The organism is Stenotrophomonas sp. SI-NJAU-1 (assembly GCF_020883215.1).
Classification (GTDB): domain Bacteria; phylum Pseudomonadota; class Gammaproteobacteria; order Xanthomonadales; family Xanthomonadaceae; genus Stenotrophomonas; species Stenotrophomonas indicatrix.
On record NZ_CP086598.1, the window covers coordinates 3,549,350 to 3,566,023 of the forward strand.

At 65.9% G+C, this 16,674-nt stretch carries 15 protein-coding genes; 5 read left to right on the forward strand and 10 right to left on the reverse strand.

The annotated features are described in order from the left end of the window. Positions 1-14: 14 nt before the first annotated feature. The 4 genes from LMF57_RS16145 to LMF57_RS16160 all read right to left on the reverse strand — a co-directional run bounded on the left by LMF57_RS16145 (position 15) and on the right by LMF57_RS16160 (position 4,227). Positions 15-1,115 (reverse strand): hypothetical protein, encoded by a 1,101-nt coding sequence (locus tag LMF57_RS16145; RefSeq protein ID WP_229290215.1) that lies wholly within the window; start codon positions 1,113-1,115, stop codon positions 15-17. A gap of 269 nt (positions 1,116-1,384) precedes the next feature. Next, positions 1,385-2,662 (reverse strand): citrate synthase, encoded by a 1,278-nt coding sequence (locus LMF57_RS16150; protein WP_025874217.1) that lies wholly within the window; start codon positions 2,660-2,662, stop codon positions 1,385-1,387. Between the two features lie 296 nt (positions 2,663-2,958). After that, complete coding sequence (locus tag LMF57_RS16155; RefSeq protein WP_006389217.1) at positions 2,959-3,201, reverse strand: type B 50S ribosomal protein L31; 243 nt, start codon at positions 3,199-3,201, stop codon at positions 2,959-2,961. Between the two features lie 87 nt (positions 3,202-3,288). Next, positions 3,289-4,227 (reverse strand): nucleoside hydrolase, encoded by a 939-nt coding sequence (locus LMF57_RS16160; protein ID WP_229290216.1) that lies wholly within the window; start codon positions 4,225-4,227, stop codon positions 3,289-3,291. A 1,042-nt stretch (positions 4,228-5,269) separates the two neighbouring features. Here LMF57_RS16160 and LMF57_RS16165 point away from each other — a divergent pair. Beyond that, positions 5,270-6,598, forward strand: coding sequence for a Fic family protein (locus LMF57_RS16165; protein WP_229290217.1), 1,329 nt, complete (start codon positions 5,270-5,272; stop codon positions 6,596-6,598). A 47-nt stretch (positions 6,599-6,645) separates the two neighbouring features. Here LMF57_RS16165 and recG read toward each other — a convergent pair whose 3' ends face one another. The 6 genes from recG to LMF57_RS16195 form a co-directional block, all read right to left on the reverse strand. Beyond that, positions 6,646-8,757, reverse strand: coding sequence for an ATP-dependent DNA helicase RecG (recG, locus tag LMF57_RS16170; protein ID WP_059064985.1), 2,112 nt, complete (start codon positions 8,755-8,757; stop codon positions 6,646-6,648). A gap of 7 nt (positions 8,758-8,764) precedes the next feature. Then, positions 8,765-9,151, reverse strand: a complete 387-nt coding sequence (locus LMF57_RS16175) for a RidA family protein (RefSeq protein ID WP_229290218.1) — start codon at positions 9,149-9,151, stop codon at positions 8,765-8,767. A gap of 148 nt (positions 9,152-9,299) precedes the next feature. Continuing rightward, positions 9,300-11,462: a bifunctional (p)ppGpp synthetase/guanosine-3',5'-bis(diphosphate) 3'-pyrophosphohydrolase gene (locus LMF57_RS16180; protein ID WP_025874213.1), complete on the reverse strand. Its 2,163-nt coding sequence runs from the start codon at positions 11,460-11,462 to the stop codon at positions 9,300-9,302. 106 nt (positions 11,463-11,568) lie between these two features. Beyond that, a complete protein-coding gene (gene rpoZ / locus LMF57_RS16185) occupies positions 11,569-11,868 on the reverse strand; it encodes a DNA-directed RNA polymerase subunit omega (protein ID WP_049469622.1) in 300 nt (99 codons plus the stop codon). 110 nt (positions 11,869-11,978) lie between these two features. Further along, on the reverse strand, positions 11,979-12,641 hold the full coding sequence (gene gmk, locus LMF57_RS16190; RefSeq protein WP_032976987.1) for a guanylate kinase: 663 nt from the start codon (positions 12,639-12,641) through the stop codon (positions 11,979-11,981). Beyond that, a complete protein-coding gene (locus LMF57_RS16195; RefSeq protein ID WP_229290219.1) occupies positions 12,638-13,498 on the reverse strand; it encodes a YicC/YloC family endoribonuclease in 861 nt (286 codons plus the stop codon). Before LMF57_RS16195 ends, gmk begins: the two co-directional genes overlap by 4 nt. Positions 13,499-13,620: 122 nt before the next feature. Here LMF57_RS16195 and rph point away from each other — a divergent pair, with 122 nt between their 5' ends. From rph to hemW, 4 genes are read left to right on the forward strand one after another with little or no spacing between them, the layout of a single operon-like run. Beyond that, on the forward strand, positions 13,621-14,346 hold the full coding sequence (gene rph, locus LMF57_RS16200; RefSeq protein WP_025874210.1) for a ribonuclease PH: 726 nt from the start codon (positions 13,621-13,623) through the stop codon (positions 14,344-14,346). Next, entirely contained in the window at positions 14,343-14,729 is a 387-nt protein-coding gene (locus LMF57_RS16205; RefSeq protein ID WP_117311303.1) for a VOC family protein, read from the forward strand. The genes rph and LMF57_RS16205 overlap by 4 nt, the downstream gene beginning before the upstream one ends. Beyond that, positions 14,729-15,325, forward strand: coding sequence for an RdgB/HAM1 family non-canonical purine NTP pyrophosphatase (gene rdgB / locus LMF57_RS16210; RefSeq protein ID WP_229290220.1), 597 nt, complete (start codon positions 14,729-14,731; stop codon positions 15,323-15,325). Before LMF57_RS16205 ends, rdgB begins: the two co-directional genes overlap by 1 nt. Before the next feature lie 58 nt (positions 15,326-15,383). Further along, on the forward strand, positions 15,384-16,610 hold the full coding sequence (gene hemW / locus LMF57_RS16215; protein WP_229291403.1) for a radical SAM family heme chaperone HemW: 1,227 nt from the start codon (positions 15,384-15,386) through the stop codon (positions 16,608-16,610). Positions 16,611-16,674: the final 64 nt, after the last annotated feature.

A 16,674-nucleotide genomic window follows, 5' to 3' on the forward strand; every position in this document is an offset into this window, starting at 1 on the left:
GCATCAGATGCGGGTTACAGATCGCGGCGACGGCCGCCCCAGGTGGCGCTGAGACTGGCGAAGAAGGCGCCGATCAGCAGGGTGATGAACAGCCACAGTGCGGCATAGGCCGTTGCCTTGCGCGCATCGTCGGCGGCCTGCTTGGCGGTGTTCTTCGCCTTCTCCAGCGCAGCACGCATGCGGGTCTGCACGTCGGTCACACGGGCCTGCGCTTCAGCCTGGCTCATGCCCGTCTCGCGTGCGATCAGCTGCGACAGGTACTGGGTATCGGCCTGGTCCAGGCCATCGCCCTGCAGACTGTTGACGATGATGCGGTTCACTTCGGCACGGACTTCGCGGCGGTCGCCCATCGGGCCAGTGCCCGGCAACGGGCGCGGCGGCGGCGGGGCCGCGAGGGCGTCACGTGGGCCAACGCTGGCGGCGGCCGGGGGTGGCAGTGGTGCGGCAGGGTCCATCGGGCTGGTACCCGGCGCTGCGCCCGCTGCCGGCGCAACCGGAGGAGCACCGGCGGCGTCCGGGCCGGCCGTGGTGGCGTTGCGGAACAGCGAATCCACCCAGTAGTTGAGGTCGCTCTCCGGTGCGCCTGCAGCAGCGCTGCCAGCGCCGGCCACGGCAGCACCGGCAGTGGTGGCAGCGGCGCCTGCGGTCGCGCCGGCCACCTTTGCGCCGGCGCCCAGCACGCCACCGATGGCCGAGGTCAACAGGCCAGCAGTGAGCAGGGTCGCCACAGCCCAGGACACGAAGCCGTGTGCGGTGTCGCGGAAGTAGGTTTCATCGCCGTGCAGCTGCGTCCACTTGGTGCGCAGGCGACCGGCCAGGTAGCCGCCCAGACCGGAAGCGGCCAGCGCGGTGAAGGTCAGCCACGCGACGCTGGTCCAGCCGAAGGTTTCCTTGGACACCCCTTCGAACGACCAGGGCGAAACCGAGGACAGGCCGAGGCCAACGCCCAGGATCAGCAGGATCAGCGACAGTGCGGCGGCCGCAACGGCGCCGGCGAAAATGGCGCCCCAGGACACCGCGCTTTCGCTGGGCGGTGGCACGACGGGAGTGGCCACCACGGTGGCGATATCAGGACCGAGTGGATCGCGCTCGGGCAGGTCGAAACGGGTACTCATGGGTTGGACGCTCCGTATCAGTGCTGCAGGTGCAGCTGGCGTCCTGAGGCTGCGCGAGCGCTTGTGAAGCTGGTGAGACCCTTGAATCACGCGGTCTTGCCGCGGCGAACATCATGCCAAGCGCCCGGAGCGCAGTAGATCCACGCCATGCGTGGGTGATGTTTCGCGGCACCGAAAGCTTGCCAACCAAGGTTGGCATCTACCAAAAGCGAAGCAAAAAAAACGCCCCGCAATCGCGGGGCGTTTTCAGCACAACCTACCGCAGGCGATCAGCCTTGGTAGTCGCGCACGTCGTGGCCGGTGTAGACCTGGCGCGGACGGCCGATCTTCATTTCCGGGTCGACCTGCTGTTCCAGCCAATGCGAGACCCAGCCGGAGGTACGGCCCAGGGCGAACATGACGGTGAACATCTCGGTCGGGATCTGCAGCGCCTTGTAGATGATGCCGCTGTAGAAATCGACGTTCGGATACAGCTTGCGGGCGACGAAGTACTCGTCCTGCAGCGCGGCCTGTTCCAGCTTCACGGCCACGTCCAGCAGCGGATCCTGCACGCCCAGCTGCTTGAGCACCTTGCCGGTCATCTCGCCGATGACCTTGGCGCGCGGGTCGAAGTTCTTGTACACGCGGTGGCCGAAGCCCATCAAGCGGAAGCCGGAGGTCTTGTCCTTGGCCTTGAGCACTGCCGACTCGACGTTGTCGGCCGAACCGATCTCTTCCAGCATCTTCAGCACGGCTTCGTTGGCACCGCCGTGGGCCGGACCCCACAGCGCGGTGACGCCAGCGGCGACCGACGCATACGGGTTGGCACCGGTCGAACCGACCAGACGCACGGTCGAGGTCGACGCGTTCTGCTCGTGGTCGGCGTGCAGGATGAACAGCAGGTCCAGTGCCTTGACCACGTCCTGGTTCAGCTCGTACTTGCCATCAGCCGACTCGAAGGTCTGCTTCAGGAAGCGGCTGACGTAGTCCAGCGAGGTATCCGGCTTGTTGGCCGGCAGGCCCTTGCCGTGGCGGTAGATCAGCGCCGACAGGGTCGGCACCTTGGCGATCAGGCGCACGGCGGCCTGGCGGCGCTGTTCGGCGTCGGACAGGTCCAGCGAGGCGTGGTAGATGCCCGACAGCTGCGCGATGGCGGCGGTCAGGATGGCCATCGGATGGGCATCCTTGGCGAAGCTGCCGATCAGGGTGTTGATCGACTCATCGACGTTGGCTTCGGCAGCCAGCTCGTCGGTGAAGGCCTTCAGCTGCTCGGCGCTCGGGCGCTCGCCGTTGATCAGCAGGTAGGCCACTTCGACGTAGCTCGACTTTTCCGACAGCTGCTCGATCGGGTAGCCGCGATACAGCAGCACGCCCTTGTCACCGTCGATGTAGGTGATGGCGGACTTGCAGCTGGCCGTCGCGGTGAAACCGGAATCGTAGGTGAAATACCCCGTTTCCTTGGTCAGCTTCGCGATGTCGACGCAGTCGTTGCCGAGGGTGGGTTTGATGACGGGCAGAACGACCGACTTATCGCCGGCGTTGAGCGTGACCTGATCAAGATCGGACACTGTGTGCGCTCCTTCATGGGAAGGCGCCTGCCCAAGCGCATTGGTCAGGCACGTGAATGACGTCCTCGGCCTGTGCCGGGGATCAGGTCATTATCGCACAGCAGCATTTGCCGGGCGCTAGACAGAAGTCGTAGACGACAGGCAGCCGGCACCCTGCCAGCGAGCGGCCGGGATCGGCAAAAGCGTTGTCACAAGGACGCAGTGTTCCGTCCATCCAAACGCCCGTTGGGCAGGCGCTGGACAAAAACAAACGGCCGCGCAGAGCGCGGCCGTCGGTTCGAACCGGGTACGACGTATCAGCGCGCGTAGCGCTTCTGGAACTTGTCGATACGGCCCGAGGTGTCGATGACCTTGTGCTTGCCCGTGTAGAACGGATGCGAAGCCGAGGAAATTTCAACCTTCACCAGCGGGTAGTCGTTGCCGTCTTCCCACTTGATGGTTTCCTTCGTGCTCATGGTCGAGCGGGTCAGGATCTTGAAATCGGAGGTGACGTCATGGAAGACGACGTCGCGGTAGTTCGGATGGATATCGGCCTTCATGGGCTCACACCGTAAATGGGCTGGTGGTCAAGAGCGGCATTATAAGCACTGGTTGCCGCCCGGGGCAACCAGTGCAGGGGGCTGACCTCAGTCCGCACCCAGGGCCTGGCGTACCAGGGCCTCGAAACGCCCTTGGTCGTAGGCCATCAGCAGGTCGCAGTTGTCCGGCTGGCCGGTCTGGCGGTTCCAGTCGACGATGGTCGCGCCGCGGCTGAACGTGCCGTTCAGTTCCACATTCAGCGGCCGCGATTCAACCTGCAGCTGCCCTTCCGGGTTCAGCGCCCAGGCCATGGCCAGCGCGTCGGCGGTATACCAGCGGCCGCCCTTGCTGTCTTCGGACAGGCCACGGGTCTTGCGCGAGATCAGCTCGTAGAAGCGCGCGCGATCGGAATCGGCACCCAGCCACTGCTCGGCTTCGGCCAACGGCAGGCCGTGGGCAACGGTGGCTTCCCAGTCCGACACCAGCAAGTGCGGGAACGCGGTGAACACCACATGCGCGGCTTCCGGATCGAAGGCGATGTTGAATTCGGCGGCGGTGGTGATGTTGCCGTGGCAGGTGACTGCGCCGCCCATCACCACGATGCGCTTGATGCGCTGGGGCAGGGTCGGATCGAGTTTCAGCGCCAGTGCCAGGTTGGTCAGCGGGCCGAGCATCACCAGCATCAGTTCGCCGGCATGCTGGTGCGACAGGCGCAGGATGGCCAGCGCGGCGTGCTCGGCGTCGGCCTGGCGGCTCGGCGGCGACAGGTCCACATCGCCATAGCCATCGCGGCCATGCACGTGGGCGGCGTCGACGGATGGATGCAGCAGCGGATCGGGGCTGCCAGCGAACACCGGCACGTCGGTGCGGCCGACGATGTCGCAGAGCTTGAGGGCGTTGCGGACGGTGTACTGCAGGCCTACGTTGCCGGCGGCGATGGTCAGGGCGACCACGTCATGCCGTTCATCGGCGAAGGCCATCAGCAGGGCCAGTGCGTCGTCGACACCGGGGTCGGTATCGATCAACAGCGGGATCTTCTTGGTCATCGTTGCCGTCTTCAGATCGGCAACGAAGTGTGGACCGGGATGATGACCGTTGCAAGTACGGGGGTTCGGGTTCGGCCGGGCTGCGCCCGGCACCCGCCGAATCAACGGCAACGGCAACGGCAACGGCAGAAGCTGACATTCCGTGGGATGGCGGGGTGGGTCCGGTTGCGGGGGACGCTGCAAGTACGTCCATGTAAGCTCGGTCGCGCCTTGCTCGTGTGCGCTGTCCTGCGCACACGGCAAGACCGGGGTTGGGCGTCCTGCCCAACCCGCCCGAGGCATGCCTCGGGCCCATGGCGCTCACGCCCCCGCAACCGGCCCCACCCCGCCTTCGACAGATTTCCGCGATCTTTCGGAATGGAATGGCCTGCTCTTGGTGGGTGTCGACCTTGGTCGACACGGTAGATCCACGCCATGCGTGGATGGACGTCGGCGGGATCGGGAAAGATGACGTAATCGGCGTGCCGCGCAGGGCCGCGCTGCAATTGCAGCGTTTTCGATCTTTCCAACTTTTCTCATTGAGGCGCACGGTCCTTCATGGAAAACATGGGAGGCCATCGACAACGGATGGCGCGGGCTTCCAATCCCGTTTGACTGCCTTGTTGTTTACGCTTGCCTGCTGGCGTTGCGCGCGTGTTACTGCGTGGCGTCCGGCAGGCAATCCGTCCGCGCGTTCTATGGCGGGCGGTGCGTGGGGGCTTCGCGCCCGCCGGCGTTCTTGAGGCAGTCACCGGTATTGGAACCACTCACCGTCCGCCACCCTCGCCTTCGCGTGGGTGGCCTCCTGCCTTGCGCACAAGGACTGCCGACATGACTGCATCCCGTTATCCCTTCGGGTTGCTGCTGGCATGCCGGGGTTTGGCCGAATACATGGGTACGCAGTTGCCGGCAGCGTGACCAAGCCTTGGGTAGCCCCTTTCAGATCGGAGAAGGCCCATGCCATGTCCGCTCATAAACATGAACAGGCTTCGGTTAGAGGCGTTCTTGGCGATCTCAACGTTGTTTGCTATAAAAACATATATTCTTTTTATAGCAAACAGCCATGAAGCTGCCCACTCCAGCGCCTGACCTGTCGACGCTTGCCCGGAAACACGTCGAGACCCTCGGGAGCATTCTCGATGCCCGGATCGGCCCTGAGGTAAACGGCGTCTACGAACATTGGGACAAACTGCGCCATAGGACGCCCCCGGAAGGCCTGAACGCGGAACAGTGGTGGCTGGGCATCACGTGGACGCGGGCGGCGTTGTTGAAGCCCCTGCCGCAGTTGCTGGACAAGACACAGCAACCTTTCAAGCTGGCACTCACCGACTCGATGCAACGGCGCCTGCACTACATCGACAGGGAAGCCGCAGGTTCGGTGAAGGGCGTGGACGCAGCCAGCGGCCAAGGACGGTTCCTGATCCGCTCGTTGATTGAGGAAGCCATGACCTCATCGCAGCTGGAAGGCGCCTCAACCACGCGAGCCGTAGCGAAGGAAATGCTGAGTACTGGTCGGGCTCCACGTGACCAGTCCGAGCGCATGATCTACAACAACTACGTGGCGATGAACGTCATCCGCGAGCGCGGCATACGCCCCATCACGCCCGCCGAGATCCTGGAACTGCACAACATCCTCACTGACGGCACGCTTGAGCTTCCAACCGACTCCGGGCGATTCAGGACGGCCGAGGACAACGTTGCGATCTTCGACCGCGGTTCACCGCCGACGCTGCTGCACATCCCCCCCCCGGCCGAGGAAGTGCCTGCGAGAATTGAGCGGCTGTGCCAGTTCATCAATGAGGAAAGCACACCGTTCATTCATCCGGTCGCCAAGGCAATCGCACTGCATTTCCAGATCGGCTACGACCATCCTTTCGTGGATGGCAACGGGCGCACCGCACGCGTGCTTTTCTACTGGGCGATGATGAATGCTGGGTATTGGATGACCGAATACCTGTCCATTTCCAGCGTACTGAAGAAATCCCCGGGCAAGTACATGCGGGCTTACCTGTATACCGAGAGTGACAATCGGGATCTTGGCTACTTCGTGTCGCAGCAACTGGAGGCCATTGAGCAGTCGATCCAGGGACTGCATGCCTACATCGCCAGGAAGCATGCAGAGGATCAAGCGGCGAGGCGCATGCTTCGTACAGCTCGACTTGGCAACGGACCGCTCAATCACCGCCAGCGCGCTTTGCTCGCCAACGCACTGAAGGATCCCGATCGCACTTACACCGTGGCCAGCCACCAGGCAGCGCACACCATTACATATCCGACTGCGCTGAAGGACCTGAACGGATTGGTGACGGCCGGACTTGTCAGTAAAGAGCGCGTGGGGAAGGCGTCCGAGTATTTCGTGCTTCCTGGGCTGCCCGAGCGCTTGGCACTGTAGCTCCACGCCATGCGTGGAGGTGTGTCGAGGCGACGTGCCGCGCGCGGTCAGGCCGAGGCGTAGCGCACGGCCGTACCGATCCAGCGCTGCACCACGCGATCTGCAAGCGCCGGTTGCTGCGCCAGCAGGCGTTCGGCCAGCGCATGCACGCCCGGCAGCAGGCCGGCGTCGCGGGCCAGATCGGCAATGCGGAAACCGGCCAGGCCGGTCTGCCGGGTGCCCAGCAGTTCGCCGGGCCCGCGCAGCTCCAGATCCTTCTCGGCAATGACGAAACCGTCGTTGGTTTCGCGCATGGTCTGCAGGCGTTCGCGTGCCATCTGCGAAAGCGGTGCCTGGTACAGCAGCACGCAGCGCGACACCGCCGAACCACGGCCGACGCGGCCACGCAGCTGGTGCAGCTGGGCCAGGCCCAGGCGCTCGGCGTTCTCGATCACCATCAGCGAGGCGTTGGGCACGTCCACGCCGACTTCGATCACGGTGGTGGCCACCAGCAGGTCGATGTCGCCGGCCTTGAACGCGACCATCGTCGCCAGCTTCTCGGCCGCTTTCAGCCGGCCATGCACCAGCCCCACGCGCACGCCCGGCAGCAGCGCCTGCAGCGATTCGTAGGTGGCCTGTGCCGGGGTGGCATCCAGTTCTTCGCTTTCTTCGATGAGCGTGCACACCCAGTACACCTGCCGCCCTTCGCGGCAGGCCAGGGCGATGCGCTCGATCAGCTCGGGGCGGCGATCGTTGTTCAGTGCCACGGTCTGCACCGGCGTGCGGCCCGGCGGCAGTTCGTCGATGGCCGATACATCCAGGTCGGCGTATTCGGACATCGCCAGCGTGCGCGGAATCGGCGTGGCGGTCATCACCAGCTGGTGCGGCACGTTGTTGCCGCCCTTGCCCTTGTCGCGCAGCGCCAGGCGCTGGTGAACGCCGAAGCGGTGCTGCTCATCGACGATGGCCAGCGCCAGATCGTGGAATACCACCGCCTCCTGCATCAGTGCGTGGGTACCCACCACCACCTGCGCTTCGCCGTTGGCAACCTGTTCCATCACCTTTGCGCGCGCCTTGCCGGTGACCTTGCCGGCCAGCCAGGCGATGCGCACGCCCAGCGGCTCCAGCCAGCCGCGCAGGTTGTTGAGATGCTGTTCGGCCAGCAGTTCGGTGGGGGCGGCCAGTGCGACCTGCTTGCCCTGCTCCACCGCCAGCATCGCTGCCAATGCCGCCACCACGGTCTTGCCCGAGCCGACATCGCCCTGCACCAGCCGCAGCATCGGGCTGGGGCGCGCAAGGTCTTCGCGGATCTGCTTGAACACGCGTGCCTGCGCGCCGGTCAAGGCGAACGGCAGCTGCTTCAACAACGCCTTGGCCAGCTTGCCGGGACCGGCCAGCGGCGGCGCGTGATGCGCCTGCAGCGCAATGCGTTGGCGACGCAGGCTGAGGTGGTGCGCCAGCAGTTCTTCCATTGCCAGCCGGCGCTGCGCTGGATGGGTACCGGCGGCAAGTGCGGCCAGGTCTGCATCCGGCGGTGGCTGATGCACGGTCAGCAACGCACTGCGCAGCGATGGCAGGCCCAGGCCCTCGAGCCAGCCGGTCGGCAGCAGTTCCAGCGTGCTTTCTTCCGGCAGGCGATCAAGCGCCTGGCCGATCAGCTTGCGCATCGTCATCGGGCCGACGCCTTCGACGGTGGGATACACCGGGTCGAGGCGGTCGCCGAGATCGGGATCGTCGTTGCGGCCCAGTACCTGGTAACTGGGATGGACAATCTCCAACCCGAGGTGCCCCGGCTTGGGTGTACCGAAGCAGCGCAGGCGGTTGCCGACCGCGAACTGGCCGACCTGCTGCTGGCGGAAATGGAAGAAGCGCAGCACCAGGGTGCCCTGCCCTTCATCCTCCACCGCCACTTTCAGCATCGGCCGGTAGCGCATGCCGCGCTCGACGGCGACCACCCGCACTTCCACCTGCGCCGGAATGCCGTTGCGAAGGTCTTCGATGCGGGTCAGCCGGGTGCGGTCTTCATAGCGCAGCGGCAGGTGCAGCCAGAGATCCTGCAGGGTGGCCAGGCCACGCGCCTGCAGCTTGGCGGCCACGGCCGGCCCGACGCCGGCGAGCATCGCAAGCGATGCTTCACCGGACGGTGCCAGTGCCGGGGTGACCGCCGCCTTGCGTGCCACGTGGCGGTCAGTCGATGATCATCACCGCGTCGACCTCGAAGTTGGCGCCCTTCGGCAGGCCGGAGACTTCGATGGTGGAACGGGCCGGGAACGGGGCCTGGAAGTAGTCCTGCATCACCGCGTTGACCTTGGCGAATTCGGCCAGGTCGGTCAGGTACAGGCCCAGGCGCACGACCTTGTCCAGCGAACCGCCGGCGGCTTCGGCCACGGCCTTGAGGTTGTCGAAGGCACGACGGGCCTGCGCTTCGACGTCACCGACGCCGACGATGTCGCCGGTGGCCGGGTCGAGCGGAATCTGGCCGGAGAAATACACGGTGTTGCCGGCGCGCACGGCCTGCGAGTACGGGCCGATGGCGGCCGGGGCCTTTTCGGTGTTGATGATCTGGCGGGACATGGGTCGCTCCGGTGCGTTGGGGGAAAACAGAGCGGTGATTGTACCGGGTGGGGGCAATGTCGGCTGGGGTCGGATCCGTTTCCCGGCGGCAAACGGATCCGACCCCGTGCGTTGTGTGCGCGGAACGTCATCCACGCATGGCGTGGATCTACTGCCGGCGAACGGCCTGCACGACCGACAGGCGGCGCAGGCGACGCATCACTTCGGCCAGATGGTTGCGGTCGCGCACCTGGATGTTGAACGCCAGCACTGCGGCGTTGAAGTCGCGGTCCAGGTAATCCACGCGCTCGATGTTGGAATGGCTCTGCGCGATCGCCGCGGCCAGCTGTGCGAGCACGCCGGTGCCGTTCTCCACTTCCACCACCAGCGAGGTGTCGTAGTCGCCGGATACGGTGGTATCCCAGCCGATCAGCACCCAACGCTCGGGCGACTTGCGCAGTTCGGCCAGGTTCGGGCAATCCATGCGGTGCACCACAATGCCCTTGCCGGCGGTGTGGTAGCCCATGATGTCGTCGCCCGGAATGGGCTGGCAGCAGCCGGCGAAGGTAACCACGCCCCGCTCGCTGCCGTTGATCAGGATCTTTTCCTGCGAGCTGTGGCGCGAATGCGCGCCGCCGCGCAGTTCGGCGTAGGCCATCAGTGCCTGCGCGGCCTGGGTCGGCATCCAGTTGCCCAGCGCGACTTCAGCCAGCAGGGCCTCCAGGCGCGGGAACCGGTGTTCGGCCAGGAAGGCATCCAGGCGGCCCTTGGGCAGGCGCTCCAGCGAGCTGTCCATCGCCTCCAGCGCACGGTCGAGCATGCGGTGGCCCAGCTGCACGGCGTCTTCGTGCTCCAGCTGCTTGAGCTGGTGGCGGATGGCGGTGCGCGCCTTGCTGGTCACCACGAATTCGAGCCACTGCGGCTTGGGCGTGGCCGAGCGCGCGGTGATGATCTCCACCGACTGCCCCGACACCAGCTTGGTACGCAGTGGCACCAGTTTCTTGTCCACGCGCGAGGCCACGGCCATGTTGCCGACGTCGGTATGCACGGCGTAGGCGAAGTCGAGCGCGGTGGAATTGCGCGGCAGGGCCAGGATCTTGCCCTTGGGGGTGAACAGGTAGACCTCGTCCGGGAACAGGTCGACCTTGACGTTGTCGAGGAACTCCAGCGACGAACCGGCGGCCCGCTGCGAATCGATCAGTTCGACGATCCAGGCGTGGGCGCGGCTCTGCGCGCTGTTGGGCGAATCACCGCCGAACTTGTAGGTCCAGTGCGCAGCCACACCGCGCTCGGCGATGAGGTCCATTTCCTCGGTGCGGATCTGTACTTCGATCGGCGAACCATACGGGCCGAACAGCACCGTGTGCAGCGACTGGTAGCCATTGGCCTTGGGAATGGCGATGAAATCACGGAAGCGCCCGTCCAGCGGCTTGAACGCGGCATGCACCGCGCCCAGCGAGTGGTAGCACTGCGGCACGCCGCGCACCACCAGGCGGAAGCCGAACACATCCATCACCTGGTCGAAGGATTTGTTCTCGTCGCGCATCTTGTTGTAGATGCTCCACGGGGTCTTGATGCGGCTGACCAAGCGGTGCTCGATGCCTTCCTTGGCCAAGCGCTGCGACAGCTGCACTTCCACCTGCGCCAGCGCCTCGCGGCGCACGACCGGCTGGCTGCGGATGTGCTTTTCCAGGATCGCGTGGCGCCACGGGTACAGCGCCTTGAAGCCGAGGTTCTGCAGTTCGCTCTTGACCAGGCTCATGCCCAGCCGCTGCGCGATCGGGGCGTAGATCTCCAACGTCTCGCGGGCGATGCGGCCCCGCGCTTCGCGGCTCTGCGCGCCCAGCGTGCGCATGTTGTGCAGGCGGTCGGCCAGCTTGATCATGATCACGCGCAGGTCGCGCGACATCGCCAGCAGCATCTTGCGGAAGCTCTCGGCGGCTGCTTCCTGGCGGTCACGGAACTTCAGCTTGTCCAGCTTGGTGACGCCGTCCACCAGTTCGGCCACGGCTTCGCCGAACTCGGCCGACAGGGCCTCGCGGGTCAGCGGGGTGTCTTCGATGGTGTCGTGCAGGATCGCGGCGATCAGCGCTTCCACGTCCAGGCCGAGCTCGGCCAGCACCTGGGCCACGGCCACCGGATGGGTGATGTAGGGCTCGCCCGACTTGCGCGTCTGCCCAGCGTGCGCGGAGGCACCGACTTCCCACGCACGGCGCAGCAGCGGCAGCTGCTCGGGCGGCAGGTAGTGGGCGGCGCGTTCGAGCTGGAGTACGTAATCGGGTACGGCGGCAGCGGGGACTGCGGCGACCTTGGCAGTGGGGCCTGGGTTCATGGCCAAAGCCTATGCCAGCGCGACGTTTACGGCAAACCCTGAATGCGAAACAGCCCGCACGGGGCGGGCTGTTCGGCGTATCCAGCAATGACGTTGATCGATGCGATCAATCGTCGTTCTTGGACATGTCTTCGTCGGCGACCACTTCGGCGGCGGCCCACTCCAGCGCTTCGCGCTCGGCGCGCTCACGCTCGGCCTTCTCGACTTCGTCGATCAGCGCGTTGTCGATCTTGCGGGCAGCGATTTCGCGCAGCGCCAGCACGGTCGGCTTGTCCTCGCTCTCGCTGTTGTCCAGCGTGGCCTGCACGCCATTGGCGAGCTGACGGGCGCGCTTGGAGGCCATCATCACCAGCTCGAAACGGTTGTTAACGACTTCCAGGCAATCTTCTACGGTAATGCGGGCCATACGGGCTCCCGGCGACCGGTCGGCCGCTCAGTCGAATGAGGGAAAGGGGACGGAGTGTACTGGCAGGGGCTGGACAAAATCAAGCCAACCCCCACCGGACCCTTTAGGAATCAATCAGTTGAACCCGCATCCGGGGTCAACAGGGCCTGGATCAGGCCGGCATGGCGGACCTTCTGGGCATCCCGGCGCAGGCGGCTGGCGGTGAAGATCGCGCACAGTTCGTCCACGGCGGTATCGAACACTTCGTTGACGATGACGTAGTCGAACTCGTTGAAGTGCAGCATTTCATCGCGGGCGGCGCCCAGGCGCTGGGCGATGACCGCCTCGCTGTCCTGTCCACGCTTGCGCATGCGGTCCTGCAGGGCCTGCTTGGACGGCGGCAGGATGAACACCGTCACCGTGCCCGGCACCAGCTGGCGCACCTGCTGCGCGCCCTGCCAGTCGATTTCCAGCAGCACGTCCTGGCCGGCGGCCAGCTGCGGCTCCACCGACTGGCGGGCGGTGCCCTTCCAGTCACCATGCACCCAGGCGTGTTCGAAGAAATCGCCGGCGGCGATCATTTCCTCGAACTTCTCGGCGCTGACGAAATGGTAGTGCTGGCCGTTCACTTCACCCGGGCGCATGGCGCGCGAGGTGAAGGAGATCGACAGGGCAATCTGCGGGTCGCGCGCCAGGGTGGCGTTGACGATGCTGCTCTTGCCGGCGCCGGAGGGGGCGGCAACGATGTACAGCGTGCCGCGTGCGATCGCGGCCGGGGGCGTGGAAATGCTCATTCGATGTTCTGCACCTGCTCGCGGATCTGGTCGATCAGCACCTTCAGCTCGACGGCGGCGTTGGACGTGCGGCTGTCCACCGACTTCGAGCCCAGCGTGTTGGCCTCGCGGTTGAACTCCTGCAGCAGGAAGTCCAGGCGGCGGCCGACCGGTTCACGCTGCTTGAGCACGCGGCGGATCTCGACGATATGGCTGGACAGGCGATCCAGCTCCTCGTCCACGTCCAGCTTCTGCAGCCACATCACCAGTTCCTGCTCGGCGCGGCCCGGATCAACCGGATGCGGCAGGTCGGCCAGGCGAGCGGCGAGCTTGGTGCGCTGGCCGTCGCGAATGGCGGGAATCAGCGTACGGACCTCCGCGGCGATGCGCTCGATGGCATCCACGCGCTCGGCGATGGCGGTGGCCAGCGAATTGCCTTCACGCTCGCGGGCGGCGATGAAGCCCTCCAGCACCTGGTCCAGCAGCGCCAGCGCTTCAATCTGCAGGGCTGCCGCATCGGTGGCCTCACCCTGGGTGACGCCCGGCAGCTGCAGCAGGTCGGTGAAGCTGACCTGCAGGTTGGGGAAATCGGAGGTCAGCCGGTGCGCCAGCTGGCCCAGCTGGCCCAGCAGCACCTCGTTGACCTGCAGGCTGGCGGCCGAGTCCGGCGCGCGCAGGCGCATCACCAGATCCAGCTTGCCACGGCTCAGGCGCGCGGAAATGCGTTCGCGCAGCTGCGGTTCCAATGCGCGCAGTTCCTCGGGCAGGCGCGTGCCCACTTCCAGGAAGCGGTGGTTGACCGAGCGCAGCTCGCAGCCCAGCGTTCCCCACGGGGTGGAGCGCTCGCCGCCGGCATAGGCCGTCATGCTTCGAATCATGGATGTATCCGGTGCTTGCAAAGGGGGAATGGTACCCTAGCGGTCTCTTTTGAGCCCCTTTCCCCGCCCCGTGAAGGCCGCGGGGACGGTGGCGTACTCCCTTTCCCTACGGAACCTGCCCCATGTCCGATTTCCGCCCCAGTGGCCGTCAGCCCGATCAGCTGCGCCCGGTCGTCATCCAGCGCGGTTTCACCCGCCACGCCGAAGGTTCGGTGCTGGTCTGCTTCGGTGAAACCCGCGTGCTGTGCACGGCCAGCATCGAGAACCGGGTGCCGGGCTTCCTGCGTGGCAAGGGCGAAGGCTGGGTGACCGCCGAGTACGGCATGCTGCCGCGCGCCACCCACACCCGCAGCGACCGCGAAGCCGCACGCGGCAAGCAGGGCGGCCGCACGCTGGAGATCCAGCGCCTGATCGGTCGCAGCCTGCGCGCCTGCGTGGACCGCAACGCACTGGGCGAACGCACCATCACCCTGGACTGCGACGTGCTGCAGGCCGACGGCGGTACCCGTACCGCAGCCATCACCGGCGCCTATGTGGCCCTGGTCGATGCGGTGAACGTGCTGATGAAGCGCGGCGACATCAAGCGCAATCCGATCCTCGGCGCGGTGGCGGCGGTATCGGTCGGCGTCTACCGCGGCACCCCGGTGCTGGACCTGGACTACGCCGAAGACAGCGACTGCGACACCGACATGAACGTGGTGATGAATGACGGCGGCGGTTTCATCGAACTGCAGGGCACCGCCGAAGGCCATGCCTTCCGCCGTGACGAGCTCGATGCGCTGCTGGGCCTGGCCGAGAAGGGCGTGACCGAGCTGCTGGCCGCGCAGCAGGCAGCGCTGTCGGCATGAACCGGCGCATCGCCCTGACCACCCTGGTGGTGGCCGACTATGACGAGGCCATTGCCTGGTACACCGGCAAGCTCGGCTTCCAGCTGCTGGACGACATCGACCAGGGCAGCAAGCGCTGGGTAGTGGTCGGGCCAACCGATGGCAGCGCCGCCGCCCTGCTGCTGGCCCGCGCCAGCAACGAAGAACAACGCAGCCGTATCGGCAACCAGACCGGTGGCCGCGTCGGCTTCTTCCTCAATACCGATGACTTCCGCCGCGACCACGCGGCGATGCTGGCTGCCGGTGTCCAGTTCCTGGAAGAGCCGCGCGAAGAACCCTACGCCACGGTCGCGGTGTTCCGCGACCTGTATGGCAACACCTGGGACCTGTTGGAGCCCCGCTGATGAAGAAGCTTGTCCTGGCCAGCCACAACGCTGGCAAACTGGTGGAAATGCAGGAAATCCTCGCCGACCTGCCGCTGCAGATCACCTCGGCCGCCGAACTGGGCCTGGGCGATGTGGAAGAGACCGGCCTGACCTTCGTCGAGAACGCGCTGCTGAAGGCGCGCGCGGCCTGCGAAGCGACCGGCCTGCCGGCGCTGGCCGATGATTCGGGCCTGATCGTCGATGCCCTCGGCGGTGCACCGGGCCTGTACAGCGCGCGCTATGCCGGTCACCCGACCAATGCAGCGGCCAACAATGCCAAGCTGCTGGAAGCGATGGCCGACATCGCCGATGGCCAGCGCAGCGCCCGCTTCTACGCCGTGATCGTGCTGCTGCGCCATGCCACCGACCCGCAGCCGCTGATCTGCGAAGGCCGCTGGGAAGGTCAGATCATGCGCGAACTGCGCGGCACCAATGGGTTCGGCTACAACCCGGTATTCCTGGACACAACCCACGGCCTGACTGCTGCGGAAATGGAACCGGCGTTGAAGAACGCCATCAGCCATCGCGCCATCGCCCTGCAGCAGCTCAAGCAGCAGCTCGCGGCCTGGCTCTGATGCCCCACCGGATCGACACAGGGAAGCCGGCCAGCGGCCGGCCCTACCGATGACCACCATGCCGCACGACCACGCCCACGACCACTGCAACCACCTGCCCGGTGAAGCCTGCGACCACGACGCCCTACCGCGCCTGGTGCCACCGCCGCTGGCGCTGTACGTGCATCTGCCGTGGTGCGTGCGCAAGTGCCCTTACTGCGATTTCAACTCGCACCAGGCCAAGGGCGAACTGCCCTTCGATGCCTACATCGATGCGCTGGTGCGCGACCTCGACCAGGACCTGCCGCTGGTCTGGGGCCGGGTGGTCAGCAGCGTGTTCTTCGGGGGGGGCACGCCCAGCCTGTTCCCCCCCGAGGCGATCGACCACTTCCTGCAGCAGGCCAGTGCCCGCCTGCGCTTTGCACCGAATGCCGAGATCACTCTGGAAACCAACCCGGGCACCGCCGAGCACGGTCGCTTTGATCGTTACCGCGCGGCCGGGGTGAACCGCCTCAGCTTCGGCATCCAGAGTTTTGACGATGCCGCGCTGAAACGACTGGGCCGCATCCACGACAGTGGCGAGGCCGAGCGCGCGGTGAAGATGGCGCAGGATGCGGGCTACGACAACTTCAACATCGACCTGATGTATGCACTGCCGGAGCAGACCCTGGCCGGTGCCGAGGCCGATCTGGAACGCGCGTTCGCGTTGCAGCCGGCCCACATCTCGCACTACCAGCTGACCCTGGAACCGAACACCGTGTTCTTCGCGCGGCCGCCGCAGGGCATCGCCGATGAAGACCATGCCTGGGACATGCAGGAACACTGCCAGGCGCTGCTGGCGCAGGCCGGCTTCGGCCAGTACGAGGTGAGTGCCTATGCCCGTCCCGGCCGGCAGAGCGCACACAACCTGAATTACTGGCGTTTTGGTGACTACCTCGGCATTGGTGCCGGCGCACACGGCAAGATCAGTTCCGGTGCCGAGGAACACGTGCTGCGACGCTGGAAGCACAAGCACCCGCAGACGTACATGGACACCGCAGGCACGCCCGCATCGTTCGGCGGTGATGAAGTGATCGCCGCCGAGCGCCTGCCGTTCGAGTACATGCTCAACCTGCTGCGCCTGCACGAAGGGTTCAGCCTGCGCGACTTCGAATCGCGCACCGGCCTGGCCCGCAGCGTGCTGGACGCACCGCTGCGCGAAGCAGTGCAGCGTGGCTGGCTGGTGGTGGCAGACGGGCACGTGCAGCCGACCGAACTGGGCCGGCGCTTCACCAACGATGTGGTCAGCCTGTTCCTGGAAGCATGATCTGCTGCGGCGCCGCCATCGCAGGCGGCCCTGAATGGATCCATCGCTAAAGTAGCGCCTTCAC